Genomic DNA, 26,257 nt, shown 5'->3' with positions numbered 1-26,257 from the left:
CATGCTGATGCCAAAACGGGTGAAGTACCGCAAGGAACACCGCGGACGCCTGAAGGGCCGTTCCAAGGGCGGCAACGAGGTGACGTTCGGCGAGTACGGCCTGCAGGCGCTGGAGCCTGCCTGGGTGACAAACCGGCAGATTGAGGCGGCCCGTATCGCGATCACACGTTACATCCGTCGCGGCGGCAAGGTGTGGATCAAGATCTTCCCGAGTAAGCCGGTGACGAAAAAACCGGCGGAAACGCGGATGGGCAGCGGCAAGGGTTCACCGGAGCAATGGGTCGCCGTGGTGAAGCCGGGGCGTATCCTGTTCGAGTTGGGCGGTGTCAGCGAAGAGGTGGCCCGGGAAGCGATGCGCCTGGCCTCGCACAAGCTGCCCATCAAGACGAAGTTCGTAGTACGGGAAAAGGCGGGTGGAGAGGCCGATGAAAGCCAGTGAGCTGCGGAATTTGAGCAGTGAGGAGATCCAGAACCGGATCGAGCAGTGGAAAGACGAGCTGTTCAACCTGCGCTTCCAGCTCGCCACCGGCCAATTGGAGAATCCGTCGCGGATCCGCCAAGTGCGTAAGGACATCGCGCGGGCGAAGACCATCCTTCGCCAGCGTGAACTCGGCATCGGTTGAGCTGGGAGGAGGGATCACAGATGGAGCGGGGTCAACGGAAGGTCCGCGTGGGCAAAGTCGTGAGCGATAAGATGGATAAGACCATCGTCGTCGCGGTGGAAGAGCGCGTCATGCATCCGCTGTACGGGAAGACGGTGCGCCGCACGAAGAAGTTTAAAGCGCACGACGAGCGTAACGAAGCGCGCGTCGGCGATATTGTGCGCATCATGGAGACGCGGCCGCTCAGTAAAGAGAAACGTTGGCGCTTGGTCGAGATTGTCGAAAAGGCGGACGTGATCTGAGGAGCCACCGCGGTGTCCCCGGCTTGCCGGCGTAAAGAACGCGTCGGGACGTGCGCGGGACGCACGCGGTCAGACCAAGGTGAGGAGGGAAGAGCATGATTCAACCGCAAACCCGGTTGGTGGTCGCCGATAACACAGGTGCGAAGGAGATCATGTGCTTCCGGGTGTTGGGCGGCTCCAATCGCAAAACGGCGAACATCGGCGACATCATCGTCGCATCTGTGAAATCTGCAACACCAGGTGGCGTTGTCAAGAAGGGCGATGTCGTCAAGGCGGTCATCGTCCGTACGAAGCGGGGCGTGCGCCGCCCGGATGGGTCGTACATCCGGTTCGACGAAAACGCGGCCGTCATCATCCGCGACGACAAAAGCCCGCGCGGAACCCGCATCTTTGGTCCGGTCGCCCGCGAATTGCGCGATCGCGATTTCATGAAGATCATCTCGTTGGCGCCTGAGGTGCTGTGACGGCCGCCCGGGCGATGGACAGAAGCCGCGGATGAGCGGGGAGGTGCGACGAATGGTGAAGTTCCGGATCAAGAAGGGCGACAAGGTGGTCGTCATCGCCGGCAAGGACAAGAACAAAACCGGGCGCGTGCTCGCGGTGTTTCCAAAGAAGCAGCGCGTCTTGGTGGAGGGCGTCAACATCATCAAGCGCCACACCAAGCCGAATCCGAAGTACCCGGAGGGCGGGATCATCGAGCGGGAGGCGCCCATCCACATCTCGAACGTGATGATTGCCGATCCGAAGACGGGCGAACCGACCCGGGTGGGATTCAAGTTCCTCGAGGACGGGCGCAAGGTCCGCTACGCGAAAAAGTCTGGCGAAATCTTGGACGAGTAGCCAGGTGAAGGGAGGGGCGAGCATGGCCCGTTTGCGAGACCATTACCACAACCATGTTGTCGGTGAATTGATGAAGCGGTTCAACTATAAAAACATCATGCAGGTGCCGCGGATCGAGAAGGTGGTCGTGAACATGGGGCTGGGTGAAGCGACCCAGAACCCGAAGGTCATCGACGCCGCGGTGGAGGACCTGACCCTGATCACCGGCCAGAAGCCGGTGGTGACGCGCGCGAAGCGGTCCATCGCGCAGTTCCGCGTTCGTCAAGGGATGCCCATCGGGGCGATGGTGACCTTGCGCGGGGAGCGGATGTACCACTTTCTCGATAAGCTGATGAACGTGGCGTTGCCGCGTGTGCGCGACTTTCGCGGGGTGTCGCCGCGTGCGTTTGACGGGCGCGGCAACTACACCTTGGGGCTGCGCGAACAGTTGATCTTCCCGGAGATCGATTACGATAAAGTCGACAAGATCCGCGGATTGGAGGTCGTGATCGTCACGACGGCGAAGACGGACGAGGAAGCGCGGGCGTTGCTGTCGTTGATGGGCATGCCGTTCCGGCAGGCTTAAGAAACCGGAAAGAGACAGGAGGGACAGGCGTGGCGAGGAAGGCGTTGATCATCAAAGCACAGCGGAAGCCGAAGTTCAGCACGCGGGCATACACGCGTTGCCGGCTGTGCGGGCGTCCGCACGCGGTCTACCGGAGGTTCGGCGTCTGCCGCATCTGCTTCCGGAACCTGGCGTACAAAGGTCAATTGCCGGGCATCAAAAAGGCCAGTTGGTGACGAGGTGCGGGAAGGAGGTAGTGCGTCGAATGATGACCGATCCGATCGCAGACATGCTCACGCGGATCCGCAATGCGAATCTCGTCGGACACGAGAAGGTGGAGGTGCCTGCCTCCAAGCTGAAGCGGGCCATTGCGGAGATCTTGAAGCGCGAGGGATACATCCGCGACGCCGAGTACATTGAGGACGACAAGCAGGGGATCATCCGCCTGTTTTTGAAATACGGAAAGAACCAGGAGCGCGTCATCACCGGTCTGAAGCGGATCAGCAAGCCGGGGCTCAGGGTGTACGTGTCGGCGGATAACATCCCGCGCGTGCTTGGCGGGTTGGGCATCGCCATCCTGTCGACTTCCAAAGGGATCTTGACGGACAAGGAAGCGCGCAAGTTGCACGTCGGCGGCGAGGTCCTCTGCTACATCTGGTGACGACGAAGGAACGGAGGTGCGACGATGTCCCGCATTGGTAAAAAGCCGATCCCGATTCCTGCCGGCGTCGAGGTCCGCTGTGAAGGGAACGTGGTGACCGTCAAGGGGCCGAAGGGCACGCTCCAGCGCACGGTGCATCCGGACATGCGGGTGATTGTGGAGGACCAGCAGATCCGCGTGGAGCGGCCGAGCGACGAGAAGCTGCACAAAAGCCTGCACGGCACGACGCGCAGCGTGCTCGCGAACATGATTGAGGGCGTGACGAACGGTTATGCCAAGAGCCTGGAGCTCGTCGGCGTCGGTTACCGTGCGGCGAAGACGGGAAACAAGGTCACGCTGACCGTGGGCTTCTCCCATCCGGTGGAACTGCCGAACGAGCCGGGCATCGAGGTCGAGGTACCGGCCCCCAACCGGTTGATTGTCCGCGGCATCGACAAGGAAAAGGTCGGCATCTACGCAGCCAAGGTGCGGTCCATCCGGCCGCCTGAGCCGTACAAGGGCAAGGGCATCAAGTATGAGGATGAGGTCGTGCGGCGCAAGGTCGGCAAAACCGGGAAGAAGTAATCCGCAGCGTAGCGAAAAGGAAAGGAGAGTCGCAGCGTGATCACGAAACCGGATCGGAACGAGGCGCGCCAACGCCGCCACCGGCGGGTGCGCAAGCGGATTTTCGGCACGCCGGAACGGCCGCGCCTGAACGTGTTTCGATCGAACAAGCACATCTATGCCCAGGTGATTGACGACACCAAGGGGCATACCCTCGTCAGCGCCTCGACGCTCGACAAGGAGCTGCGCGGGCAGCTGGAGTCGGGGTCGGACATCGAAGCAGCGCGCAAGGTCGGCGAGTTGGTGGCGAAGCGGGCCCTGGAAAAGGGTGTGAAAGCAGTGGTGTTCGATCGCGGCGGTTATCTGTATCATGGCCGGGTGCGTGCACTGGCGGATGCGGCGCGCGAAGCCGGGCTTGAATTCTGAAGCGGAGAGGAAGGTGTCGTTGTGCGCATTGATCCCAATCAACTGGAGCTGAGCGAGAAGGTCGTTTCGGTCAACCGCGTGGCGAAGGTCGTCCAGGGCGGGCGTCGCTTCTCGTTCTCCGCGCTCGTGGTCGTGGGCGACGGCAAGGGCCATGTCGGGGTCGGCCTCGGCAAAGCGGCCGAAGTCCCGGATGCCATCCGCAAGGGCATCGAGGATGCGAAAAAGCATCTGATTGAGGTGCCGCTGCGCAAGACCACCATCCCGCACGACGTGATCGGCCATTTTGGCGCAGGCAAGGTGTTCATGAAGCCGGCGCCGGAGGGTACGGGGGTCATCGCCGGCGGTCCGGTGCGCGCCGTGCTGGAGTTGGCGGGCATCAAAGACATCGCGACCAAGTCGCTCGGGTCCGACAACCCCATCAACATGGTCCACGCGACCATCGACGGGCTGAAGAAGCTGAAACGGCCGCAGGACGTGGCGCGGTTGCGCGGCAAGAGCTTGCAAGAAATATTTGGATAAGGAGGGATGACGGTGGCGAACAAGCTGTCCATCACGTTGGTCCGCAGCCTGATTGGCCGACCGGAGACGCAGCGGCGGACGGTGGCGGCGCTGGGTTTGCGCAAGCTGCACCAAACGGTGGTTCATGAGGATACCCCCGTCATCCGCGGCATGGTCGAGAAAGTCCGCCACCTTGTCAAGGTGCAGACGGTGGACGCGGAATAACCCAGGAGGTGAGACGATGCAGATCCATGAGCTGAAGCCAGCGCCTGGTTCACGGCGTCCGCGCAAGCGCCTCGGCCGCGGCACGAGTTCCGGTCACGGCAAGACGGCCACGCGCGGGACGAAGGGCCAATGGGCCCGTGCGGGCGGGGGGGTGCGCCCCGGGTTCGAGGGTGGTCAGACGCCGCTCTTCCGCCGGCTCCCGAAACGCGGGTTTACCAACGCGCCGCACAAAAAGGAGTATGCCATCGTCAACGTGTCGCAATTGAACGTGTTTGAACCCGGTACGGTCGTCACGCCGGAGTTGCTGCTGGAGCGGCGGATCATCCGCAAGCTGCTGGACGGCGTCAAGATCCTCGGCAAGGGCGACCTCGAGGTGCAGTTGACCGTCCGCGCCCACGCATACTCGGATTCGGCCAAGGAGAAGATTGCGGCTGCCGGCGGTACGGCCGAGGTGATATAGTTTGCTCGCAGCCTTCGTGAATCTGTGGCGTTTAAAACACTTGCGCAAACGGATCCTCTTCACGTTGTTCATGATTGCCGTCTATCGCATCGGCACCTACGTGCAGGTGCCGGGGATGAACGCGGCGCTCCTGACGTCATCGCAGCAACAGAACGCGCTGTTCAACATTCTGAACTTGTTTTCCGGCGGCGCGTTCTACCGCTTTTCCATCTTTGCGATGAGCGTCATGCCGTACATCACGGCGTCCATCGTCGTCCAACTCCTGCAGTCGGGCGTCATCCCGCGGTTCGAGGAGTGGGCGAAGGAAGGGGAGTCCGGACGGCGCAAGCTCACGCAGGTGACCCGGTACCTGACGGTTGCCTTCGGGATTCTGCAGGCGTCCGGGATCACTTACGGGTTCGTTCGCGAAGGCGTGCTCTACTTTCACGACTGGTGGTCGTACGTCGTGATCGTCCTTGCGCTGACCGCGGGCGACACGCTGCTGATGTGGTTCGGGGAGATGATCACGGAGAAGGGTGTGGGGAACGGCATCTCCATCATCATCTTCGTGAGCATCATCTCCCGCTTCGGGCAGATTGGACAAGAGATCTACCAAAATTGGTTTTACGCGCATCCCGGGCCGCTGTTCTGGAGCGTGGTGAAGGTCATCCTGCTCGTCGCGGGCGTGGTGGCCTTGTTCGCCCTCATCGTGTTCGTGCAACAGGCGGAGCGGCGTATTCCGGTGCAGTACGCGAAGCGCGTGGTGGGGCGGACCATCTACACCGGGCAACAGACGCACATCCCGCTGAAGGTGAACGCGGCGGGCGTCATCCCGGTGATCTTTGCCACTTCATTGCTTTTCTTGCCGTACGCCGTCGCGATGTACTTCAGCCAACGGGCGTGGGCGGCGTTCATCATGCGTTACCTGTCGCCTCAGTCCTCTTGGTACATCGCCTTGGAGATTGTGCTCATCGTCGCGTTCACGTTCTTTTACACGCACATTCAGATCAACCCGCAGCAGTTGGCGGAACAGTTGCAGAAGCACGCAGGATACATCCCGGGTGTGCGGCCGGGCTTGGAGACGGAGCAGTACCTGATTCGCGTCATCAACCGCATCACGGTGTTTGGCTCGCTGTTCCTCGGGGTGATCTCGGTCCTGCCCTATACGATCTTACGCGGCATCAGCCTGACGTCCGTCTATATGGGCGGCACATCCCTGCTCATTATCGTCGGTGTCGCGCTGCAAACGCTGCAACAGATGGAAGGCCAGATGCTGCAGCGCCATTACCGCGGGTTCATCCGGTGAACCCGGGCAGCCACGGGGGGGAATTCGCGATGCAGGTCATGCTGCTCGGCCTGCCTGGGGCCGGCAAGGGAACGCAGGCACAGCGGATCGCGGCGGAGTTTGCGGTGCCGCACATCTCGACGGGCGACATGTTTCGCGCGGCCATCGCGGCAGACACGCCATTGGGCCGGGAGGTGAAGCCGTATCTGGACAGCGGGCGGCTGGTCCCGGACGAACTGACCATCCGTGTGATCCGCGAGCGTTTGCAACAGCCGGATACCCGAGCAGGGTTCCTGCTCGACGGGTTCCCGCGCACGCTGCCCCAGGCGGAAGCGCTGGACGCGATGCTGGCAGAGATCGGTCGTCCACTGAATTGTGTATTATATATCCGGGTTCCGCGCGAGGTGCTGCTTGCGCGCCTCACCGGCCGGCGGATCTGCCGGCAGTGCGGGGCCGTCTACCACATGGTGTTTCAGCCGCCGGTGACGCCCGGGCGTTGTGACCGCTGCGGCGGCGAACTCTACCAGCGCTCGGACGACACCGAGGAAGCGGTGGCGACCCGTTTGGCTCAGTACGCGGCCACGGAGCCGTTGGTGGAGCATTACAGCCGCCAGGGCGTATTGTACACCATCGACGGCAACCGGACGGTGGACGAGGTGTGGCACGACATCCGGAACATTCTCCACGATGTCCGAGGGCAGGGGTGAGCGATGCGCAGAGCTCCATCCTTACCGGAGATCGGCCGCGTGGTGGAAGTGATCCGGGGGCGCGATGCAGGCACGTTCGCCGTCGTCATCGGCCATGAACCGGATCGCTTCGTCCTGTTGGCCGACGGCGACCGGCGCAAGGTGGACCGGCCGAAGAAGAAGAACGTGTTGCACATCCGGCGGACACCGGTGGTCGCCACGGAGATCCAGGAGCAATTGCGTGCAGAAGGCAAGATCACCAACGCGCGCCTCCGGCACGTGATGAAGCAGTTTTACGCAGCCAACCCGAGAGCCGGCGAAGAACGCGAAGAAGGGAGTGTTCCGCATGGCGAAAGAGGATGTCATTGAAGTGGAGGGCACGGTCATCGAACCGCTGCCCAACGCGATGTTCCGTGTGGAACTGGAAAACGGCCACAAGGTCCTCGCCCATGTCTCCGGAAAAATCCGGATGCATTACATCAAGATCCTCCCGGGTGACCGGGTGACCGTCGAGTTATCGCCCTACGACCTGACGCGTGGAAGGATCACCTACCGTTACAAGTAAGTGTGGCTGGCCAAACTGTCGAGTATCGGGTAAGATTGCACAATTGGGGCGAGGAGGGATGACGATGAAGGTTCGCCCGTCTGTGAAGCCGATGTGCGAAAAGTGTAAGGTCATTCGCCGCAAGGGCAACGTGATGATCATCTGCGAGAATCCGAAGCATAAGCAGCGCCAGGGTTGAGGATCGTCCGCAACCCTCGGCGCGTTATCGGCCGTCGCCATGGGCCGTCGCCATCACGGGCCAAGGTGGCGGAAGCGGCGGTGCAACACGGGATGCCCGCGACCGGCAGCGCGGCTGCCCAACAAACTGGGGCTGCGGTCGCGTTTCATATAGATTTTTGAATCTCTCCCGGAGGTGGACACTGAGCATGGCTCGTATCGCTGGCGTGGACCTGCCGCGCGACAAGCGAGTGGAAATCGGCCTGACTTACATTTACGGCATCGGCCGGACGACGGCCAACAAGATCCTCGCGGCCACCGGCATCAATCCGGATACGCGTGTCAAAGACCTGACAGAGGACGAGGTCGTGCGGTTGCGCGACTACATCGATAAGAACTACAAGGTCGAGGGTGACCTGCGGCGCGAGGTGGCGATGAACATCAAGCGGTTGATGGACATCGGCTGCTACCGCGGGATCCGTCACCGCCGCGGTTTGCCGGTGCGCGGCCAGCGGACCAAGACCAATGCCCGCACCCGCAAGGGCCCGCGTCGCACGGTGGCAGGCAAGAAGAAGTAATTTTGTGCGCATGAGGGAATGTTTGAGGAGGACTGAGGCATGGCCAATGTGAAGCAGCGCAAAGCCGGGACGGCGGCGCGGACCAAGCGCCGGGATCGCAAGCACGTCGAGGTCGGCGTCGCGCACATCAAGTCGACCTTTAACAATACCATCGTTTCCATCACCGACATGGCGGGGAACGTCATTTCGTGGGCCAGCGCCGGCACGGTCGGATTTAAGGGCTCGCGCAAGTCGACGCCGTTTGCGGCCCAGATGGCGGCTGAGGCGGCGGCGCGTACGGCGATGGAGCACGGGATGAAGCAGGTGGAAGTGGCCGTCAAAGGACCGGGCGCGGGCCGGGAAGCGGCCATCCGTTCGCTGCAAGCCGCGGGACTCGAGGTGACGGGGATCCGTGACGTCACACCCATCCCGCACAACGGCTGCCGGCCACCCAAACGCCGCCGCGTCTGACGTGGGTTGTTGGAATCTGATTGAGATGGTAACAGGTATAGATTGCATTGGAGGTGTCAAGACTAGAATGGCAAGGTATACGGGGCCGGTTTGCCGCCTTTGCCGCAGGGAAGGCATCAAGCTGTATTTGAAGGGTGAGCGGTGCTTCAGTGACAAGTGCGCCATCGACCGGCGGCCGTACCCACCCGGACAGCACGGACAGGGGCGCCGCCGCACGACGGAATACGGGCTGCAACTGCGTGAGAAGCAGAAGGCGCGCCGCTATTACGGTGTCATGGAGAAGCAGTTCCGTTCGTATTACGAGGAGGCAGCTCGCCGGCAGGGCGTGACGGGCGAGAACCTGTTGCAGCTCCTGGAGTGCCGTCTCGACAACGTGGTCTATCGGCTCGGCTTTGCGTCTTCGCGGGCGGAGGCGCGTCAGCTTGTCCGCCATGGTCACTTCAACGTCAACGGGCGTCGGGTCGACATCCCATCCTACCAGGTCAAACCCGGGGATGTCGTCTCCATTCGGGAGAAGAGCCAGCAGAACGCCCGTTTCAAAGAGCTGCTGGAGGCGGCGCAGTCGCGGACCATTCCGGCCTGGCTGGAACTGGACCTCGACGCGCGCAGCGGCAAAGTCCTCCGTCTCCCTGCTCGCGACGAGATCGATGCGCCGGTCGCGGAGCAGCTGATTGTCGAGCACTACTCGCGCTAACCGGCACGGCACCGGCTTGACCGCCGCCGGCAAACGCGTCGAACGGACCCGGAAAGCGCGCGGTGCGCAGGCCGTCCGCGCCCATGGGCAGGCGTGCCGGCGGGTGCGCGTCCGTTGGGCGGGCACGCGGGTCCGCGTAGCGAGGGGGATAACGGATGATCGAGATCGAGAAGCCGAACATTGAGATCGTCGAACGGAGCGACACGTACGGAAAGTTCGTCGTCGAGCCGCTGGAACGCGGCTACGGCACGACGCTCGGGAACTCGCTGCGCCGCATCTTGCTGTCGTCCATCCCGGGCGCGGCGGTGCGTTCGGTCAAGATTGAAGGCGTGTTGCACGAGTTCTCGACGATTCCGGGCGTGGTCGAGGACACGACGGAGATCATTCTCAATCTGAAGCGGCTCTCCCTGAGGATACACTCCGATGAGGAGAAAGTGCTGATCATTGACGCTGAGAATGCCGGTGAGGTCACGGCGGGCGACATCCGTGCCGATTCCGACGTCGACATCATCAACCCGGATTTGCACATCGCGACGTTGACCGAGGGTGCCCGGCTGTACATGGAGATGCGGGCAGGCCGGGGCCGTGGTTACGTACCGGCGGATCGCAATAAAGGGGAGGAGCAGGAAATCGGGGTGATTCCCATCGATTCCCTGTACTCACCCATCAAAAAGGTCAACTACACGGTGGAGAACACCCGCGTGGGCCAGGTCACCGACTACGACAAACTCACCCTCGAGGTGTGGACCGACGGCAGCGTCTCGCCGGAGGAGGCTGTGAGCATCGGCGCCAAGATCCTCACGGACCATTTGGCACTGTTCGCGGGGCTCAACGAACGAGGGCGTGACATGGGGTCGGCGTCTGACCGGGACGATGCGCAGGCCGACAAAATCGCCGACATGCCGATTGAGGAGTTGGATCTGTCGGTCCGCTCGTACAACTGTCTCAAACGCGCGGGCATCAATACCGTTGGCGAGCTGTGTTCGAAGACGGAAGAAGAGATGATGAAAGTCCGCAACCTGGGACGTAAGTCGTTGGAAGAGGTTATTGAGAAATTGGCCGCGCTCGGTCTGTCGCTCCGCTCGGAAGACTGAAGGAGATGGCGGAGACAGACAGACGGACGGGAGCGGCGCGGGTTTGGCCACAGCGCGGTGCAAGTTAGGCCACAGCGCGGCGCGGGTTTGGCCGCGGATGCACAACCATGTTGGACAGAGGAGGGATCCTTGTGCCGTACCGGAAACTCGGCCGGCCTTCGGGCGCGCGCAAGGCGTTGTTCCGGAGCCTCGTGACGGACCTGTTCCTTTACGAGCGCATCCAGACGACCGAAGCGAAGGCCAAGGAAGTGCGGAAGATTGCCGACAAGCTCATCACGCTCGCCAAGCGCGGGGATTTGGCCGCGCGGCGGCAAGCGGCTGCGTTCGTGCGCAGGGAATACCTGGACGGTGCGAACCAAGACGCCATTCAGAAGCTGTTCAATGAAATTGGCCCGCGCTACGCGGATCGCAACGGCGGGTACACACGGATCCTGAAGCTGGGGCCGCGGCGCGGCGACGCGGCGCCGATGGTGTTGCTGGAGTTGGTCCGCTGAGCCGAGGCGGAAAGCCAAGTCCCTGGTGCTCGCCCGCGCAGCGCGGGCGAGCACGGTAAGAGTCATCTCTCCGCCGCACGGAGGTGGGGAGGATGCCGCGCATCCGCATGACGGTCGCGTATGACGGCACGGACTTTCACGGTTTTGCCAAACAACAGGGACTGCGCACCGTGCAAGGGGTTTTGGAGGAGACGCTCGGCCGCATCTTGCGGCAGCCGGTGGAGGTCTTCGGTTCGGGCCGTACGGATGCCGGCGTCCACGCCCGCGGGCAGGTCGTGCACTGGGATCAGGACACAGGTCCGCCGGCGGATCGCTACCCGTATCTGTTGCGCCGCGCTTTGCCGCCGGACATCGTTGCGGTGGCGGCGGAAGAGGTGCCACCTTCCTTCCACGCACGTTTTTCCGCGCTTGCGAAGACGTATCGTTACACGCTGCAGCGCGCGGATGTGGAAGATGTGTTCACCAAGCGGTATGCATGGCACGTCCCCGGCCCGCTGGACGTGGACGCGATGCGGCGCGCGGCCTCTTACTTGACGGGGGAACACGATTTCACCAGTTTCTGTGCAGCCGCGGCACAGGTGCAGGACAAGGTGCGCCGGATTGACGCGATTGACCTGGTGGAGCGCGGCACGTATCTCGACATCCGGTGCACAGGCAACGGCTTTCTGCAGCACATGGTGCGGATCATCGTCGGTACGCTGGTCGAGGTCGGCCGCGGCCGCCGCAGCCCGGATGAGATGCCGGACATCCTGGCTGCACGGGACCGCAGCCGGGCAGGCATCACGGCCCCTCCGCATGGCTTGGCGCTGTGGGAAGTCCACTATGAAGCGTGACGGGCTGCGACGCGGTCATCCGCATGGCGGGTTGCGGTGTGCCTGTGTCGAACGACGGCGAAAACATACGCTTTCTTGACCCTGATGGATGGTGTGGCGTATATTAAAAGTTAGTGTTCCTTTCCACGGATGCCCCGTTACAACCCAGTGGTTTGGACGCGTTGTTCAATTCTTTAGGAGGGAACCCGATGCGCACGACGTACATGGCGAAACCAAACGCCGTGGAACGCAAGTGGTACGTGATTGACGCGACAGGGAAGCGGGTCGGGCGGCTGGCGTCCGAAATTGCCTCTCTGTTGCGCGGAAAGCATAAACCGGAATTCACGCCCCACGTCGACGTCGGGGACTTCGTCGTCGTGGTGAATGCGGAAAAAGTCGTCTTCACGGGTCAAAAGCTGCGCAAGAAGATCTATCGCCGGCACTCCGGATACCCTGGTGGTCTCAAAGAGACGCGCGCCATCGACATGTTGCGCACGCATCCGGAGCGTGTGCTGTACCTTGCCGTGAAGGGCATGTTGCCGAACACGTCGCTCGGCCGCAAGCAATTGACGAAGCTCAAGGTGTACGCTGGGCCCGAGCATCCGCATCAAGCCCAGCAGCCGATTCCCTACGAGCCGAAGAGTTGTTGAGGAGGGGCTGAAACTTGGCGCAGGTTCAATACTGGGGGACTGGCCGTCGCAAGCATTCCGTGGCGCGGGTGCGCCTCGTCCCCGGTGACGGTCGCATCATCGTCAACCACCGGGACGTGGATGAGTACTTTCCGTTGAAGACGCTGAAGATCATCATCCAACAGCCCCTGCAGCTGACAGGTACCCTGGGCCGGTACGATGTGTACGCAAACGTGTACGGCGGTGGGTACTCCGGTCAGGCAGGCGCCATTCGGCACGGCATTGCCCGCGCCCTGTTGAAGGTCGATCCGGAGCTGCGGCCGACCCTGAAGAAGGCGGGGATGCTGACACGCGATGCCCGCATGAAAGAACGGAAGAAGTACGGTTTGAAGGCGGCTCGCCGTGCGCCGCAGTTCTCCAAGCGGTGACGCGGCCATCCGAGCCGGCAAGACACCGGTGCAACGGCCAACATGGCCGTGCGTGCCGGTGTTTTTGTTTGTCGGCGCCACATGAAAGCGGGTCATTTGCGTAGACTGTACTGGGACAACACCATGCACAAGGCAGGTGGAGGTCCCGTGCAAGAGAAATCGTGCCCGCCGGCACATGGCTCACCTCGCTCGCCACGGCGCCTGTTCCTGCAGCGGTGGCTCGCGGGGGCGGCAGGCGGCATGATGCTGGCGTGCATGCCTTTCACCACAACCACCGTGTTCTCCGCGAAGCGGTGTCTGGACACCTGTCGGCCGATGTTCGTGGCTGCGGCGGATGAACCTGGCTTGGTGGGGCGGCGGATTGTCATCGACGCCGGTCATGGCGGCCCGGATTCTGGCGCCCAAGGGGCATGGGGCTTGCTGGAAAAAGACATCAATCTTGCAGTGGCGCAGAAGACGGCCATCCTGTTGCGGCAGCTGGGGGCAGTGGTCTGCATGACGCGCGAGACCGACACCGACCTGTCGGCGCCGGAAGAACGCATACGCGGCCGCCGGCATCGCACCGACCTGGCGGGGCGTCTGCTGAAGACGCTTGATTGCCGGCCCGACGCCTTTGTCAGCATCCATTGCAACGCGGTACCAGACCCGCGCTGGCGCGGCGCACATGTCATCCACCTGGCCAATCACGGGCCCGGCAAGACGCTTGCGGACGTGATGCAGGCTGAATTTCGAGCGCACCTGCTTCCGACCAGCCGGCAGGTGGATGAGACGACGACCTTATACCTGTTGAAACGACTGCGCTGCCCGGCGGTATTGGCAGAGATAGGTTTTCTCACCAACCCGGACGAGGCGGCACATTTGGCCACGCCCGCGTATCAATGGCGTGTGGCGGAGTGTATCGCGGTGAGCTTGCTGCGCTTCTTTGCTCTGCCAGATGCTGCCGGCGCGGTCGTATCCGGGGCTGAGCCTCGTGGCGCTGCGGCTCGTTTCCGCAGGCCGGCCGAGCGAGCGTAAAGATGGAGGGTGGCGCAAAAGGTGGGCGGCGGAAGGGTGAAGACGAGGGATCGGCCGTATGGGAGCCAGTCCCCTCGTACAGACGGGCACAAGGCCGCGGTCCGGTTGGCGATCACGCTCTGCCTCGTCAGCTGGGCCGCGGGGTGCGTTCCGGCGTTCGAGCACGGTCCTGCGCCAGGGCAGGGTATCTTGAACCAAGACCTGGCCCACGGCGTTGCGGCTCCCGCCTCGCGTTCTTCGGCACGCGCATGGCAGCGCGGCCCATTCCGCCTCTCCATCGCCCCGTGGCGTTGGTACGGCCATCCCGTGTACGTGCTCACTCCGGTGGGTGCGGTCAGGGTGCTGCATCACGTCGTCATCACCAATTGGGCAGAACAGCCGATGACGGTGCTCTACGTTGGCAAACGGCCATTGTCACAGCCTCCCGCCGGTTTGCCTTCACCTCCTGTCGACGTGCAGCCCGGAGATTGCGTGTATGTGGCCGGCAGCCTGGGGAACACGCTGCGGATGACTGTGTTTTGGCAGGATGACAACGGCAAGGAGCACGTCGCGGTGGTCGGCGGCTAGCCGTTTTGCACGCCGGCCGGGTTGGGGGTAAACTGGTACCGGAACAAACCACTTCAATATACGATGAGGGTGAGATGATGGTCACCAAAGAGGATGTGCTGGCTGCTCTCCGGGACGTGGAAGACCCGGAAGTCCATAAAAGCATCGTCGAGCTGGAGATGGTGCGGCGGGTCGAGATCGAAGGCGCACATGTGACGGTCGAAGTGGCGCTGACCATCTCCGGTTGCCCGTTGCGCCATACCATCGAACGGGCAGTGCGGGAAAAGTTGCTTGCGCTCGACGGTGTGGCGTCGGTGGATGTGATCATCGGCAACATGACGGATGAAGAGCGGGCGCGCTTTACCGAGAAGCTGCGCGGCCGGGCGCAGCCGCAGGAGGCACCGCCACTGCTGCGGGAGGACGCCGGGGTGCAGTTCTTGGCCATCGCCTCCGGAAAGGGCGGCGTCGGCAAATCGACCGTCACCGCCAACCTCGCCCGCGCGCTGGCTCAGGCCGGCGTGCGCGTCGGCGTGATCGACGCCGACATCTACGGTTTCAGCCTCCCGGGTATCTTCGGCGTGCAGCAACAGCGCCCGACGGTGATTGACGACCTCATCCTGCCCATCGAGGTGGAGGGGGTCAAGCTCATTTCCATGCACTTCTTCGTCCCGCCCGGCCAGCCGGTGATTTGGCGTGGCCCGATGCTTGGGAAAATGCTGCGCAACTTCTTCTCGGAGGTTCATTGGGGCGACGTGGAGCTGGTGCTGCTCGACCTGCCGCCAGGGACGGGCGACGTGGCGCTCGACGTGCACCAGTTGTTGCCGCGATGCAAGGAGCTCATCGTCACCACGCCGCAGGCAAACGCGGCCGAGGTCGCGGTCCGGGCCGGTGCCATGGCTCTGCGTACCCAGCACGAGGTCATCGGGGTTGTGGAAAACATGTCGTATGTCGAGTGTGGACGCTGCGGTGAGCGGATGTACGTGTTCGGACGCGGCGGCGGCGCCAGGGTGGCAGAGGCGTTGCGGACCGAGGTGTTGGCCGAGGTGCCGTTGGCGAACCTCGACCAGCAACCCGCCTCCCTGTTCGCACCGGGATCAAGGCAGGCGGAAGTGTATCGCGATCTCGCCGCGCGCGTGATAGAAAAGCTTGGCGTGCGGTTGTCTGCGCCGAGCACCGTCCGTTGAGCGGCCGAGGTGTCGTTTGCGCCGGACCTGCCGGCCGGGGTGTGGCGGGGGACAAAGGCGTCATTGGCTGCCGCCGCCTCCGCCGCCCTGGCTTTGTCCTCCTTGCGCCTGACCTCCTTGGCCCTGTCCGCCTCCTTGTTGGCCGCCCTGTCCTCCCGCCTGTGCCATGGCATCCGCGACCGCCTTTTTCAGCGCGTCCTGAAACTGCATGCGAAAACTCGGCGTCTGCAAGGCTTCCGTCATGATCTTCATGACCGTACCGCGGAACTCCGGCGTTTTCATCAGGTCTTGAACGTGCTTTGTAAACTCGGGCGACTTGAGCAGCACCAGCATGTCCTGCTGGTACGACGGGTCCTTCATCAACTGCTTGAGCAACTGTGTCAGCTCCGGGTGGATGGACTTGGCAAGTGTGGCGGCAAATTCGGGTTGTTGCGCCTGTTGGCTGAGGAACGACTTTCCTTTGCTCGACTGGATGGTCTTCTCCACCGCCTTCGCCACGTCCGTCTCGGTCACCGCCACCTGCTCTTTGAACGCGGGGTCCTTCATAATGTCCCGCAGCGCCGACTTGCCTTCCGGTGAGTGCAGGATGTCGATCACCATCTGTTTGGTGGTCCCGTAATCTTGGGTGGCTGCCGCGGCTTCCGCGCTGCTTCCGCTGCTCCCGCCTCCGCAACCGGCGATCAAAACCAGCGTGAACACCGCGACGGGCCAGAGTTTGCGAGGCATGTCCAACGGCCTTCTCACCTCCGCCAGGACCGCTGCATGACGTCAGTATGCATCGCTGCCGAGCCCGTTATGCGGGCGGGGGAATCTGTCCAGAATGTTCACGCTGGTGTATCATGGGGTTGGACACGACAGGGAGTGGATAAGGATGCGCCTCCATGCTTTCATCTTTTTGCTGGCCAGTACGGTCGCCGTCGGAGCAGCGACCGGTTGGCTCATCACCCTGCCGGGGACCTGGATCCGTGTGCCCTGGTATGTGGGGTTGGTCGCCGGGGCGTTCTTGGCCACAACCAGTTTGATGGGGTTTTGGGCGTTCCTGACGCTCAACTTTGTGGCGCGGAGCACCTTGCCGCGGCGGGTGTGGCGGTGGTTGCAAGCGGCGATCACGCTGCTTGTGCTGTACGATATGCTGTATGGCCGGTACCAGCTGGCTGCCGCGCGCAACCCGGCGCACCATCCGTCGTACGCCACCTACTTTGTGCAGGGGGCGTGGCCGTTTGTCGCGGCGCTGTTGGCGGCATGGTGGAAACGGCGTCTCTCCGGGCCGGGCAGCTACCTGCCCACGGTGTTCTTTCTCTATGTGTTCACCGTGCTGGATTGGTTGTTGGTCATCAAGGCCAACATCCCGCCGGGCATCGTCAACGGAACCGGGTTGGTCATGATGGCGTGCAATGTGTACCTTATCCTCATCTACGGCCGTCTGCTCACGCCCTCATCGGCGCCCGCACCCGGCGCGGAACCGGGCGGAGCCCGCGCGGCCGGTCAAGGAGGGCAAGCCACGATGGCCCACTAGGGCGGACACCGCGGAGCCCGGAGGCGCAGAGCGGCGGGGCGTCCGCGGTCAGGCGACGACGGTCGGGCGACCGCCGTCACTCCACCTTCGTCTCGACGCGCGCCAATGTCAACAGTTCCGACACGGTGGCGAATTGGTATCCTTTGGCGCGCAAGCCGTGGATGATGCGGGGCAGGGCAGCGACAATCTGCTTCGAAGAGTCGCTGGCGTGCATGAGGATGATATCGCCCGGAACAACCCGGGTCAGGACGCGCTGGACAATCTGGTCCACCCCGGGGTTCTTCCAGTCGAGTGAATCCGTGTGCCACTGGATGACGGTGTAGCCCATGCTGTGCAAGCAACGGATGACGCGCGGATTGAGGTCTCCGTTGGGCGTCCGGATGAGGCGCGTGCGCACACCGGTCACTTGGTGGATGGCTTTTTCCGCTTCAGCCACCTGGGAACGGATCCAGCTGTCCGGGTAGTTGGAGTAGTCCTTGTGGAGATGGCCATGGCTGCCAATCTCGAATCCCATGTCCCGGATGCGCTGGGCAATCTCGGCGTGCCGGAGCGTCCAAGGACCGCTCAGGAAGAACGTGGCCTTTTTCACGTTTTCCTTTTGCAACACATCGAGGACCGGTTCCGGCACCTTGTTGCCCCAGGAGATATCAAACGTGAGGGCGACCACTTTTTGGTCGGTGTCCACCTTGTAGATGGCTGCCGGCTTGTCTTCGGCTGCAAACGCCCGCCATTCGCCCGATGCGGTGAATAAGACGGCCATGAACAGGGCGACGATGGCGGTGAGTGTCACAATCTTTTTCCCATCCTTCATCTTGGCAACCCCCTCGGCACAGAGTGTATGCGCCAAGGACAAGACCTATACAACGCCCAACCGGACGTGGCGGGATACGTCGCGGACGGGGCATGCCATGGACCAGGAATGGCAGGGAAAGGGGGGGTTGGTCGTGTCGCATGCCGGGGTTCCGGGTCCGAAGCAACCGTACATCCAAATGCGCTGGTTTTGGGGCGTTGCCGCCGGGTTGCTGCTCGCAGGCTACGCGGCCGGCCTCGCCTGGCCGCAGCACTTCTTGCCCAGCCTGGAGCCGCTCGTGCGCCATATCCAACAACTTGGCAGCACACTGCACCGGCAAAACCCAGTCGCCGTGATCTGGGTGTTGTTCCTCAACAATTGGATCACCAGCGTCTCGTTGGTCGTCTTCGGCGTCGGGTTCGGGATCTTCCCCGCCTGGCGCATGTGGGTCAACGGGCTGCTCATGGGTGTGGTGAACGCCGAGGTTGCGGCACGTTTGCACGTCCCCTGGTGGAAGGTGGCGGTCTTCGCGCTTTTGCCGCACGGATGGCTCGAAATGGCGGCTGTCACGTGTGCCGGTGGTCTGGGGCTGTTTGTCGGTTACCAGGTGACGGCGGCCAGCGCCGACGCCCTTCGCGGGTCCGCCCGTTGGCTGCGCCGGCTGGCTGAGGCAGGTTGGGGACCTGTCGCCCCTTCTTCGCGCGGGTTTTCGGACGTGTTCTCCGGGCGCGGCGCGTGGCCGCGTTGGCGCGAGCGGTATTTCGTCATTTCGCCGCCGCTGTCATACTGGATGGCCGCCATCACGCTCGCCCTCGCCGCGGCCGCCGTGGTGGAGGCGGTCGTCACGCCCTGGTTGATCCATCACTTCTTGTCCGTGTGAATGGTGCATTCCCCTGCACCCGCGCGGCGATCGCGCAATAGTCTGCAGTATGCAGATAAAGAGCGCGGCCCGGCATGGCGCATACGGTTCCCCCTTGGCCGGCGGGGAGCCGAGCCGGCCAAGCGGGGCCGCGCCGCGCGAGGAGGGGATCCGGCGTGATCTATGCGGCCCTTGGCGATTCCATCACGTACGGCTACAGCGCAAGCTCTCCGGAGCGGAGCTTTGTCTCGCTGATCCGCCGTGCGTTGCTGCGCCAGCAGCCTGTCCACGTCCTCTTGCAGGCCAAACCCGGGTGGACGTCGAAGCAGCTTTGGGCATCCCTTTCCCGCGTGCCCGAGTGCCTGTGGGACGAAGCGCGGCTGGTCACGGTGCTCGTCGGCGGCAACGACATGCTGCGCGCCGCGCCGTGGCTGTGGGACGGAAACATGGGGCGCATGCTGAAGATCGCCGACCGCTACCGCGACCACCTGACCAAGATTGTACAAAGGGTCAAGCGGCCCGCCGCGGTGGTGGTCGTGGGGACGTTGTACAACCCGTTTCCGCACTCCGGCTTGGCCGAGGCGTGCACCGAGTTGCTCAACCAGACCATCCGCCAGGTCGCGGCGCGGGAACAGGTTTGGGTGGCGGATCTCGGCAAGTTGTTTCATCGCCGCGAGGGGGAGTTGATCCACGGCTTTCGCCGCGGCATCCTGCAGGACTTTCGGTTTTTCCGGAATCCGATTCATCCGAACGATCACGGCCATGAACTCATCGCGCAAGCGTTCCTGCGGGTCTATCGCCGGGCGGTCAGCAGGGATCGCCTGGCGGCGCGGCGGCGGGCGAGGTGAGGGATGTTGCCGCACGGCACCGAGCGCGTGGTTTGGTTTCCTTGCGGTTTCGCCCCTTGACGGACGAAGGCCGGTAGGGAAAAATGGGAGAAGACACGAGCAACCGGGCTGTGGGTGGCGGAGCATGGGCAACTGGCTGTCTGTTCTGGGCAAGTTCACGGTGCTGGACGCGATGGACATCCTCATCGTCAGCTTCGTTTTGTATCGGTTGCTCCTGCTCATCCGCGGGACGCGCGCTGTCCAGTTGCTCAAAGGGGTGCTCGTGATCCTCGTCGCGACCGCGGTGAGCAGCGCCCTCCACCTGGCGGCGCTCAACTGGCTGTTAAACAAGATCATCACCGTCGGCCTGTTCGCCATCCCGGTGGTGTTTCAGCCGGAGCTGCGCAGAGCCCTTGAGCAACTGGGGCGGGGCGGCTTTTTTTCTTTTTCGTTCGGTCCCAGCGAAGACGCGCAGATCCAACAGATGATCACCGAGGTGACCAAGGCGGCGCAGGTGTTGGCGAAGAACAAGATTGGGGCCCTCATCGTGGTGGAACGCGAGACGGGGCTGTCCGAATACATCGAGACCGGAACACCCATCGAGGGTCTGGTGACCTCGGAGTTGCTCATCAACACGTTCGTCCCGAACACGCCGCTGCACGACGGCGCAGTCATCATCCGCGGGCAAAGGATTGTGGCGGCGGGCTGTTTTTTGCCTCTGACGGACAACCGCGAGCTGGACCGGGATTTGGGCACGCGCCACCGGGCTGCGCTGGGGGTGACGGAAGCGTCGGACAGCGTGGCGGTGGTGGTGTCGGAGGAAACAGGCCAGGTGTCGCTCGCGGTCGACGGGGTCATCACCCGTGACCTGACGGAGAGCGCGTTGATGGAACTGTTGCAGAACTTGCTTCTGCCCAAACACCCGGGGCGCCTGCACCTGTTCGGCCGAAAGGCGGAGTCATGATGATGGACCGGCTCCTCCACAACGACACGTTCCTGCGCGTGTTGGCGTTGGTTTTGGCGTGTATGCTCTGGCTCGCGGTCAATGGCGACAGCCTGCGCGGCGCAAGCGGCGTTTCGGAGAAGTTTCCGTTCCCTATCCGCGTCGAAGTGGAATCGGACATGGTGGTGACGCACGTCAGCCCGCCGAGCGCGGTGGTCGTCGTCAGCGGCGACATCGCCAACGAACCGTCCTTCCCGGCGCAGATGTTGGGTGTCGCGGTGGTCGCGAATGCGCGCGGACTCCCTCCCGGGACGCACCGGGTGCGCCTGGCCGCCGTCAACATGCCGCCGGTGACGTACACCATTCAACCCGCCGAGGTGGAGGTCCGGATTGAACGCCGCGTCATGGCCGAACGGCCTGTCCGCTTTCGGGTCGTCGGCCAACCCGCCGCGGGTTACGTCGCCGGGTATCCGAAGGCCGACACCATGGTGGCGCGGTTGAGCGGGACGCGCAGCGCCATTTCGGCGGTGGCGGAAGTGGACGCCGAGATTGCGGTGACCGGGGCGAGTGCGGACGTCACGCGGCTGGTGACGCTGGTACCCGTCGACGCCCGCGGGACCCCGGTGGCGGGGGTCGATGTGAGTCCGCCGGACGTGATCGTGACGGTGCCGATTGTGCCGGCGGCAGGGACGGGGACCGGCGCACCGATGCCCGGAGTGGCTCCTGGGGCGGCTTCATCGCCATCAACGCCGGCGCAGGGGGTACCGCAGCAACCGTCCGCACCGCCGCTCGCGGCAGCGCAGGCGGCTCCGTAGACGGTCGTAGGCGGCCGTGTGCGGCCGTGTGTGTGACGCGGGCTCGTGTGCATGTGACTGGAGAAGGGAAGGAGCGAGGGGTTTGGCACGTTTGTTTGGCACTGACGGGGTGCGGGGCGTGGCCAACCGCGACCTGACCCCCGAATTGGCATTCCGGCTGGGGCGCGCCGGCGCGTACGTCCTCAGCCAGCGCGGGTCCGGCGCACGCTTCGTGGTCGGGCGCGACACCCGCATCTCCGGCGATATGCTGGAGTGCGCACTCATCAGCGGCGTGCTGTCGATGGGGGTGGACGTGTTGCGCCTCGGCGTCATCAGCACGCCGGGCGTCGCGTACTTGACGCGGCACCTGCACGCCGACGCGGGCGTGATGATCAGCGCCTCGCACAACCCGGTGGAGGACAACGGGATCAAGTTCTTCGGCGGCGACGGGTTCAAGCTGCTCGACGACGTGGAGGACGAGATTGAACGGGTCCTCCGTGACACGGAAGACCGCCTGCCGCGGCCGGTGGGCCCGGCGGTGGGACGGCTGTACGAAGAGCCGGCGGTGGTGGCGTACGAGCGCTTCTTGCTCGGCTCGGTGCGCCACCGGTTTGACGGGTTGCACATCGTCCTCGATTGCGCCAACGGATCGGCGTCGCATATCGCGCCGGAGCTGTTCCGCAAACTGGGGGCGCGGGTGACGGTGTTGAACAACCAGCCGGACGGGGTGAACATCAACGTCGGCTGCGGATCAACCCATCCCCATGTGGTGCAGCGCGCGGTCTTGGCCGAAGGGGCCGATCTCGGCCTCGCCTTTGACGGCGACGCGGACCGCGTCATTGCGGTCGATGCCACCGGCCAGGTGGTGGACGGCGATTTCATCATGGCCATCTGCGGCCGTGCCCTCTATGAGCGCGGGGAGTTGGCGAACAACACCATCGTGGCCACGGTGATGAGCAACCTCGGCTTCATCAAGGCGATGGAGGATTTGGGCATCCGGGTGGAGCGCACAGCGGTCGGCGACCGGTACGTCATGGAGGCGATGCGCAAAGGCAACCACGTCCTGGGCGGGGAGCAGTCGGGCCACATCATTTTCCTCCGCCACACGACCACCGGGGACGGCATGCTGACCGCGCTGCAGCTGGTGGATACGGTGGTGGAGAGCGGCAAGCCGCTCGCCGAGCTGCGGACGGTGATGACACGGTATCCGCAGATCCTGGAAAACGTCCGCGTCACCGACAAGGGCGCGTGGAAGACGAACCCGCGCATCCAAGAGGCGTTGCGGCGCGCGGAGGCGCGCCTCGACGGGTGGGGCCGGGTGTTCGTGCGCGAGTCGGGCACCGAGCCCTTGGTGCGCGTGATGGTGGAAGGCCCGGACGAGCGGGAGTTGCAGGAGACGGTGACCGAGTTGGTCAAGGTCATCCGCGAGGAGTTGGGAGCCTAAGACGGCCACAAACGCGGGGAAAGGGGGTGGCGCCGCGGAGGGAGCCGCGCCGCAGGCGATGCGGAGGGAGAGGAGAAACCGCAGACGAGCATGACGTGTTCGGCGAATCTCGCACGCCGGAACACGGGAAGCGCCTGGACTGGCGGGCGGAGCCCGGCCAGTTGACGCGGAGGAGGTTGGCGAACCATTCGGCGGATGCCTCCCGGCGCGCCGATCGCGCCGCAAGCGAAGCCTGAAACCCCTCGGGCGACCGGGGGAACAAGGGCGAGCAGATCGGTGAGGGGGATGTTTGGACAGCATGTGCGGCATCGTCGGCTACATCGGCCCGCGCGACGTCCAGCCGGTCGTCGTGGAGGGCTTGCGGAAGCTGGAGTATCGCGGATACGACTCGGCCGGCATCGCGACGGTGCGGGACGGCCGGGTCTTTGTGACCAAATCGGTCGGGCGGCTGCAAAACCTGGAGGAGAAGTTGCGAGAGGCAGGGGCGCCGGCGCATCTCGGCATCGGCCATACGCGCTGGGCGACGCACGGGCGGCCGTCGGACGAGAACGCCCACCCGCACCTTGACTGCAGCGGGCGGTTCGCCCTGGTGCACAACGGGATCATCGAGAACTACCTGTCGCTGCGCGCGGAGCTCATCGCGCGCGGGCACCGCTTCCGGTCGGAGACGGACACGGAGGTGGTGGTTCATCTCATCGAAGAGCTGTACGACGGCGATCTCGCCGCGACCATGCGCAAAGTGGCGAGCCGGATCCGCGGGGCGTACGCGCTCGTCGTGATCGCGGCGGATGACCCGGAGACCTTGGTGGCGGTGCGCAAGTCGAGTCCGCTCGTCATCGGGCTGGGTGAGGGGGAGCAGTTCGTCGCCTCCGACATCCCGGCGGTGCTTGCGTACACGCGCCGGGTGTACGTGCTCGACGACGGGGAGATGGCGGTGGTGCGCCGCGCCGGCGTCGAGGTGTTCCATCTCGACGGCCGCCCGGTGGCGAAGCAGGTGCTTGAGGTCACGTGGGACCCGGTGGCGGCGGAGCGCGGGGGCTACCCGCACTTTATGCTCAAGGAGATCCACGAACAGCCCAAAGCCATCCGCGACACGCTCATCGGCCGCATCGCCGAGGGCCGGGACGGTGTCGAGCTGGCGGAACTCGGCTGGCCGGCCGGCTTCGCGGAAAACATGGACCGCATCCACATTGTGGCGTGCGGCACCTCCTGGCACGCCGGGCTGGTGGGGAAGGTGTGGATCGAGCAGTTGGCGCGGGTGCCGGTGGACGTCGAGATCGCGTCCGAGTACCGGTACCGGGACGTGCTGCGCACGCCGCGGACGCTGATGGTGGTCATCAGCCAGTCGGGGGAGACGGCGGACACCCTGGCCGCGCTGCGCGCTGCGAAGGAAGGCGGGTACCGGGTGCTCGCCATTACCAACGTGGTCGGCAGCTCGGTGGCGCGGGAGGCGGACGACGTCATCATCACCTGGGCGGGGCCGGAGATTGCGGTGGCGTCGACGAAGGCGTACACGACCCAGTTGGTGGCGCTTCTCCTGCTCGCCATCCACCTGGGACTGGCGCGCGGGACGCTGGCAGCGGACAAGGCGCGTGAGATGTTGCAGGCGCTCGACAACCTGCCGCAGCTGGCGGACCAGGTGCTCGACACCGCGCCGCAGTTGGCGCAGTTCGCAGAGCGGTACAAGGATGCGCACGACACGTTCTTCATCGGGCGCGGCCTCGACTATGCGGTGGCGCTGGAAGGGGCGCTCAAGTTGAAGGAGATCTCGTATATCCACGCGGAGGCGTACGCGGCCGGGGAGCTCAAACACGGGACGCTCGCGCTCATTACCGAGGGCGTGCCGGTGATCGCGCTGGCGACGCAGCCGCACCTGTACGAGAAGACCATGAGCAACATCAAGGAGGTCAAGGCGCGCGACGCGTTTGTGCTCGGGATGACGTTCGTCGGCAATGAGGATTTGGCGCAGGTCGTGGATGAGGTCATCTACCTGCCGCAGACCCTGCCTGTGCTGGCACCGGTGCTGGCGGTCATCCCGCTGCAACTGTTGGCGTACTACGCCGCCGTGGCGCGCGGCAACGACGTCGACAAGCCGCGCAACCTGGCGAAGAGCGTGACGGTGGAATAGCGCATCCGCGATTCCAGGTTCACACCGCGTTTTGGTCCGGGCTCATTCCGGGCCCTCGGGCGAGCGCCGCCGCGAAGCCGCGGCGGCGCTGCCGTCGGCAGGCCTTTAGTACATCCGTTTCACGTCGGTGAGGTGTTGGCTCCAATAATGGCCGGGGGAAATGTCCAGGTAGCCTACTTTGCCCAGGCCGCCGCCTTCTTGGATCATCTGGTTGTTTCCCACGTAAATGCCGACATGCCGTCCCTGGTCGAAAATCAGCAGATCGCCGGCGCTCATCTGGCTGCGCGGAACCGACACCCCGACGTACTTGGCTTGTCCGCGGCTCGACGTGGTGAACTTGTATCCGAGCGCGTGGTGGTACACGTACTCGGTGAAGTTGCTGCAATCAAACCCGAATTGGCCTCTGTCCTCGTTGTGTCCCCATACATACGGTGTCCCCAGCTTGCTGCGGGCCACGGACAGTACCGCGGCGGTCTTGGCCCAGCGTGGTGCATTCACCCCGGCCAGCGGCTTGATGTTGGGGTCTATCTGCACGCCGGGTGGAGGGATGGGTATTCCGCCGCCTTGGGCCGCTGGCGAGGCGGCTGACGGTCCGGTTGGCGGCACGGTCGAGGGCGCCGGCGTGGCGGGCGGCGTGGCCGGCGGTACCGGCGCAGCACCGGGCGATGGTGTCGTGATGGGCGTTTTCACAGCTGGGGGCGCTGTCACAGGTTTTGTCAGGGTGCCGGGGACAGATGTCCACCAACCGGTCATCCCGGTCATCGCATTTCCGGCCGTTCCTGCCGGCGGCGCGCTGGGCACGAGCATGCGCATGCCGGCGGCCGGCACAAGCCGCTGGACCACGCTCGCGGGCCCCAAGACGCGCACGGTGCGCACCGGCTTGTCCGGGAATTGCGCGGTCGCATAGTTGACGAGACCGGCGGGATCGCCCGCATCCAGGATGGTTTCTCCCGTCCGGCCTCCATGCAGCCGAACGGTCAATGTCACCGACTGATCCGACGGATGGTAGGCAGCGGACGCGACTTCCACCAGGTTGCGCGTGTTGAGCGCGGTCATGGCGGCTCCCGCTCCGGCGCGTGGCAGGGAGGTGTTGGCCGCGCGATTGGTGGTGGGAGAACCACAGGCGGCCAAGCCGGTCAAAGCGGCCGCACCGAGACAACACCACATCCAGCGTGTGCAGGTTCGCATGTTTCGAATCCCCTCGTTTGATTGGTGTTGGGTGAAGACCGGGTTCTTGGGGGTCAGCATGTGAAATATGAGG

At 64.0% G+C, this 26,257-nt stretch carries 39 protein-coding genes; 36 read left to right on the top strand and 3 right to left on the bottom strand.

Features of this window, described 5'->3' with window-relative positions:
• Position 1 precedes the first annotated feature (1 nt).
• The 29 genes from rplP to IEX97_RS03800 all read left to right on the top strand — a co-directional run bounded on the left by rplP (position 2) and on the right by IEX97_RS03800 (position 15,695).
• Positions 2-439, top strand: coding sequence for a 50S ribosomal protein L16 (gene rplP / locus IEX97_RS03940; RefSeq protein WP_188881266.1), 438 nt, complete (start codon positions 2-4; stop codon positions 437-439).
• The gene (rpmC, locus tag IEX97_RS03935) at positions 426-623 is read left to right on the top strand and encodes a 50S ribosomal protein L29 (protein WP_188881265.1); all 198 of its coding nucleotides are present in this window, start codon (positions 426-428) and stop codon (positions 621-623) included. Before rplP ends, rpmC begins: the two co-directional genes overlap by 14 nt.
• Before the next feature lie 20 nt (positions 624-643).
• Entirely contained in the window at positions 644-904 is a 261-nt protein-coding gene (gene rpsQ / locus IEX97_RS03930) for a 30S ribosomal protein S17 (protein WP_188881264.1), read from the top strand.
• Positions 905-999: 95 nt separating this feature from the next.
• Entirely contained in the window at positions 1,000-1,368 is a 369-nt protein-coding gene (gene rplN / locus IEX97_RS03925; protein WP_188881263.1) for a 50S ribosomal protein L14, read from the top strand.
• A gap of 52 nt (positions 1,369-1,420) precedes the next feature.
• A complete protein-coding gene (rplX, locus tag IEX97_RS03920) occupies positions 1,421-1,744 on the top strand; it encodes a 50S ribosomal protein L24 (RefSeq protein WP_188881262.1) in 324 nt (107 codons plus the stop codon).
• Between the two features lie 22 nt (positions 1,745-1,766).
• On the top strand, positions 1,767-2,309 hold the full coding sequence (rplE, locus tag IEX97_RS03915) for a 50S ribosomal protein L5 (RefSeq protein WP_188881261.1): 543 nt from the start codon (positions 1,767-1,769) through the stop codon (positions 2,307-2,309).
• Between the two features lie 29 nt (positions 2,310-2,338).
• A complete protein-coding gene (locus IEX97_RS03910) occupies positions 2,339-2,524 on the top strand; it encodes a type Z 30S ribosomal protein S14 (protein ID WP_188881260.1) in 186 nt (61 codons plus the stop codon).
• Between the two features lie 29 nt (positions 2,525-2,553).
• Complete coding sequence (rpsH, locus tag IEX97_RS03905) at positions 2,554-2,949, top strand: 30S ribosomal protein S8 (protein ID WP_188881259.1); 396 nt, start codon at positions 2,554-2,556, stop codon at positions 2,947-2,949.
• A 24-nt stretch (positions 2,950-2,973) separates the two neighbouring features.
• Entirely contained in the window at positions 2,974-3,513 is a 540-nt protein-coding gene (rplF, locus tag IEX97_RS03900; RefSeq protein WP_188881258.1) for a 50S ribosomal protein L6, read from the top strand.
• A gap of 36 nt (positions 3,514-3,549) precedes the next feature.
• Positions 3,550-3,918: a 50S ribosomal protein L18 gene (gene rplR / locus IEX97_RS03895; protein WP_188881257.1), complete on the top strand. Its 369-nt coding sequence runs from the start codon at positions 3,550-3,552 to the stop codon at positions 3,916-3,918.
• Between the two features lie 21 nt (positions 3,919-3,939).
• Positions 3,940-4,437 (top strand): 30S ribosomal protein S5, encoded by a 498-nt coding sequence (rpsE, locus tag IEX97_RS03890; RefSeq protein ID WP_188881256.1) that lies wholly within the window; start codon positions 3,940-3,942, stop codon positions 4,435-4,437.
• 12 nt (positions 4,438-4,449) lie between these two features.
• A complete protein-coding gene (rpmD, locus tag IEX97_RS03885) occupies positions 4,450-4,641 on the top strand; it encodes a 50S ribosomal protein L30 (protein WP_188881255.1) in 192 nt (63 codons plus the stop codon).
• A gap of 16 nt (positions 4,642-4,657) precedes the next feature.
• On the top strand, positions 4,658-5,101 hold the full coding sequence (rplO, locus tag IEX97_RS03880) for a 50S ribosomal protein L15 (protein WP_188881254.1): 444 nt from the start codon (positions 4,658-4,660) through the stop codon (positions 5,099-5,101).
• Between the two features lies 1 nt (position 5,102).
• Positions 5,103-6,386, top strand: a complete 1,284-nt coding sequence (gene secY, locus IEX97_RS03875; protein WP_188881253.1) for a preprotein translocase subunit SecY — start codon at positions 5,103-5,105, stop codon at positions 6,384-6,386.
• A 29-nt stretch (positions 6,387-6,415) separates the two neighbouring features.
• On the top strand, positions 6,416-7,072 hold the full coding sequence (locus tag IEX97_RS03870; RefSeq protein WP_188881251.1) for an adenylate kinase: 657 nt from the start codon (positions 6,416-6,418) through the stop codon (positions 7,070-7,072).
• A 3-nt stretch (positions 7,073-7,075) separates the two neighbouring features.
• A complete protein-coding gene (locus tag IEX97_RS03865; RefSeq protein ID WP_188881250.1) occupies positions 7,076-7,420 on the top strand; it encodes a KOW domain-containing RNA-binding protein in 345 nt (114 codons plus the stop codon).
• Positions 7,398-7,616, top strand: a complete 219-nt coding sequence (gene infA / locus IEX97_RS03860) for a translation initiation factor IF-1 (RefSeq protein WP_188881249.1) — start codon at positions 7,398-7,400, stop codon at positions 7,614-7,616. The genes IEX97_RS03865 and infA overlap by 23 nt, the downstream gene beginning before the upstream one ends.
• 64 nt (positions 7,617-7,680) lie before the next feature.
• Complete coding sequence (gene rpmJ, locus IEX97_RS03855; RefSeq protein WP_188881247.1) at positions 7,681-7,794, top strand: 50S ribosomal protein L36; 114 nt, start codon at positions 7,681-7,683, stop codon at positions 7,792-7,794.
• Positions 7,795-7,981: 187 nt separating this feature from the next.
• On the top strand, positions 7,982-8,350 hold the full coding sequence (rpsM, locus tag IEX97_RS03850) for a 30S ribosomal protein S13 (RefSeq protein WP_188881245.1): 369 nt from the start codon (positions 7,982-7,984) through the stop codon (positions 8,348-8,350).
• Positions 8,351-8,389: 39 nt separating this feature from the next.
• The gene (gene rpsK / locus IEX97_RS03845) at positions 8,390-8,800 is read left to right on the top strand and encodes a 30S ribosomal protein S11 (protein ID WP_188881244.1); all 411 of its coding nucleotides are present in this window, start codon (positions 8,390-8,392) and stop codon (positions 8,798-8,800) included.
• Positions 8,801-8,867: 67 nt separating this feature from the next.
• Entirely contained in the window at positions 8,868-9,494 is a 627-nt protein-coding gene (gene rpsD, locus IEX97_RS03840; RefSeq protein WP_188881242.1) for a 30S ribosomal protein S4, read from the top strand.
• A 155-nt stretch (positions 9,495-9,649) separates the two neighbouring features.
• Positions 9,650-10,588, top strand: coding sequence for a DNA-directed RNA polymerase subunit alpha (locus IEX97_RS03835; RefSeq protein ID WP_188881239.1), 939 nt, complete (start codon positions 9,650-9,652; stop codon positions 10,586-10,588).
• A 131-nt stretch (positions 10,589-10,719) separates the two neighbouring features.
• Entirely contained in the window at positions 10,720-11,082 is a 363-nt protein-coding gene (rplQ, locus tag IEX97_RS03830; RefSeq protein WP_188881238.1) for a 50S ribosomal protein L17, read from the top strand.
• A gap of 92 nt (positions 11,083-11,174) precedes the next feature.
• Positions 11,175-11,915 (top strand): tRNA pseudouridine(38-40) synthase TruA, encoded by a 741-nt coding sequence (gene truA / locus IEX97_RS03825; protein WP_188881237.1) that lies wholly within the window; start codon positions 11,175-11,177, stop codon positions 11,913-11,915.
• Positions 11,916-12,103: 188 nt separating this feature from the next.
• The gene (rplM, locus tag IEX97_RS03820; protein WP_188881236.1) at positions 12,104-12,544 is read left to right on the top strand and encodes a 50S ribosomal protein L13; all 441 of its coding nucleotides are present in this window, start codon (positions 12,104-12,106) and stop codon (positions 12,542-12,544) included.
• Between the two features lie 14 nt (positions 12,545-12,558).
• Positions 12,559-12,951 (top strand): 30S ribosomal protein S9, encoded by a 393-nt coding sequence (gene rpsI / locus IEX97_RS03815; RefSeq protein ID WP_188881235.1) that lies wholly within the window; start codon positions 12,559-12,561, stop codon positions 12,949-12,951.
• Between the two features lie 147 nt (positions 12,952-13,098).
• The gene (locus tag IEX97_RS03810) at positions 13,099-13,965 is read left to right on the top strand and encodes an N-acetylmuramoyl-L-alanine amidase family protein (RefSeq protein ID WP_188881234.1); all 867 of its coding nucleotides are present in this window, start codon (positions 13,099-13,101) and stop codon (positions 13,963-13,965) included.
• Positions 13,966-14,001: 36 nt separating this feature from the next.
• Entirely contained in the window at positions 14,002-14,532 is a 531-nt protein-coding gene (locus tag IEX97_RS03805) for a hypothetical protein (RefSeq protein WP_188881233.1), read from the top strand.
• 77 nt (positions 14,533-14,609) lie between these two features.
• Positions 14,610-15,695, top strand: coding sequence for an Mrp/NBP35 family ATP-binding protein (locus tag IEX97_RS03800; RefSeq protein WP_188881232.1), 1,086 nt, complete (start codon positions 14,610-14,612; stop codon positions 15,693-15,695).
• A gap of 60 nt (positions 15,696-15,755) precedes the next feature.
• On the opposite strand, the gene gerD is transcribed toward IEX97_RS03800, so the two are convergent.
• Positions 15,756-16,421, bottom strand: a complete 666-nt coding sequence (gene gerD / locus IEX97_RS03795; protein WP_188881231.1) for a spore germination lipoprotein GerD — start codon at positions 16,419-16,421, stop codon at positions 15,756-15,758.
• Between the two features lie 145 nt (positions 16,422-16,566).
• On the opposite strand from gerD, the gene IEX97_RS03790 reads away from it, so the two are divergent.
• Positions 16,567-17,211: a KinB-signaling pathway activation protein gene (locus tag IEX97_RS03790; protein ID WP_188881230.1), complete on the top strand. Its 645-nt coding sequence runs from the start codon at positions 16,567-16,569 to the stop codon at positions 17,209-17,211.
• A 76-nt stretch (positions 17,212-17,287) separates the two neighbouring features.
• Here the strand turns inward: IEX97_RS03790 and pdaB are convergent, their stop codons facing one another.
• Complete coding sequence (gene pdaB / locus IEX97_RS03785) at positions 17,288-18,022, bottom strand: polysaccharide deacetylase family sporulation protein PdaB (protein ID WP_188881229.1); 735 nt, start codon at positions 18,020-18,022, stop codon at positions 17,288-17,290.
• 97 nt (positions 18,023-18,119) lie between these two features.
• Between pdaB and IEX97_RS03780 the strand changes: the two genes are divergently transcribed.
• The 6 genes from IEX97_RS03780 to glmS all read left to right on the top strand — a co-directional run bounded on the left by IEX97_RS03780 (position 18,120) and on the right by glmS (position 24,996).
• Positions 18,120-18,881, top strand: a complete 762-nt coding sequence (locus IEX97_RS03780) for a stage II sporulation protein M (RefSeq protein ID WP_188881228.1) — start codon at positions 18,120-18,122, stop codon at positions 18,879-18,881.
• 155 nt (positions 18,882-19,036) lie between these two features.
• Positions 19,037-19,708, top strand: a complete 672-nt coding sequence (locus IEX97_RS03775; protein ID WP_188881227.1) for an SGNH/GDSL hydrolase family protein — start codon at positions 19,037-19,039, stop codon at positions 19,706-19,708.
• A gap of 124 nt (positions 19,709-19,832) precedes the next feature.
• Positions 19,833-20,651 carry a diadenylate cyclase CdaA gene (gene cdaA, locus IEX97_RS03770; RefSeq protein ID WP_188881226.1) on the top strand — a complete coding sequence of 273 codons (819 nt, stop codon included), beginning with the start codon at positions 19,833-19,835 and terminating at the stop codon, positions 20,649-20,651.
• Entirely contained in the window at positions 20,651-21,445 is a 795-nt protein-coding gene (locus tag IEX97_RS03765) for a CdaR family protein (RefSeq protein WP_188881225.1), read from the top strand. Before cdaA ends, IEX97_RS03765 begins: the two co-directional genes overlap by 1 nt.
• An 82-nt stretch (positions 21,446-21,527) precedes the next feature.
• Positions 21,528-22,868: a phosphoglucosamine mutase gene (gene glmM, locus IEX97_RS03760; RefSeq protein WP_188881224.1), complete on the top strand. Its 1,341-nt coding sequence runs from the start codon at positions 21,528-21,530 to the stop codon at positions 22,866-22,868.
• Between the two features lie 298 nt (positions 22,869-23,166).
• The gene (glmS, locus tag IEX97_RS03755) at positions 23,167-24,996 is read left to right on the top strand and encodes a glutamine--fructose-6-phosphate transaminase (isomerizing) (protein WP_188881318.1); all 1,830 of its coding nucleotides are present in this window, start codon (positions 23,167-23,169) and stop codon (positions 24,994-24,996) included.
• Positions 24,997-25,101: 105 nt separating this feature from the next.
• Here glmS and IEX97_RS13515 read toward each other — a convergent pair whose 3' ends face one another.
• On the bottom strand, positions 25,102-26,184 hold the full coding sequence (locus IEX97_RS13515) for a C40 family peptidase (RefSeq protein ID WP_229776354.1): 1,083 nt from the start codon (positions 26,182-26,184) through the stop codon (positions 25,102-25,104).
• Between the last annotated feature and the right edge of the window lie 73 nt (positions 26,185-26,257).

It is taken from the genome of Paenalicyclobacillus cellulosilyticus, assembly GCF_014647315.1.
Lineage (GTDB): Bacteria > Bacillota > Bacilli > Alicyclobacillales > Alicyclobacillaceae > Alicyclobacillus_J > Alicyclobacillus_J cellulosilyticus.
This window is presented reverse-complemented; position numbering and strand designations above follow the sequence as displayed.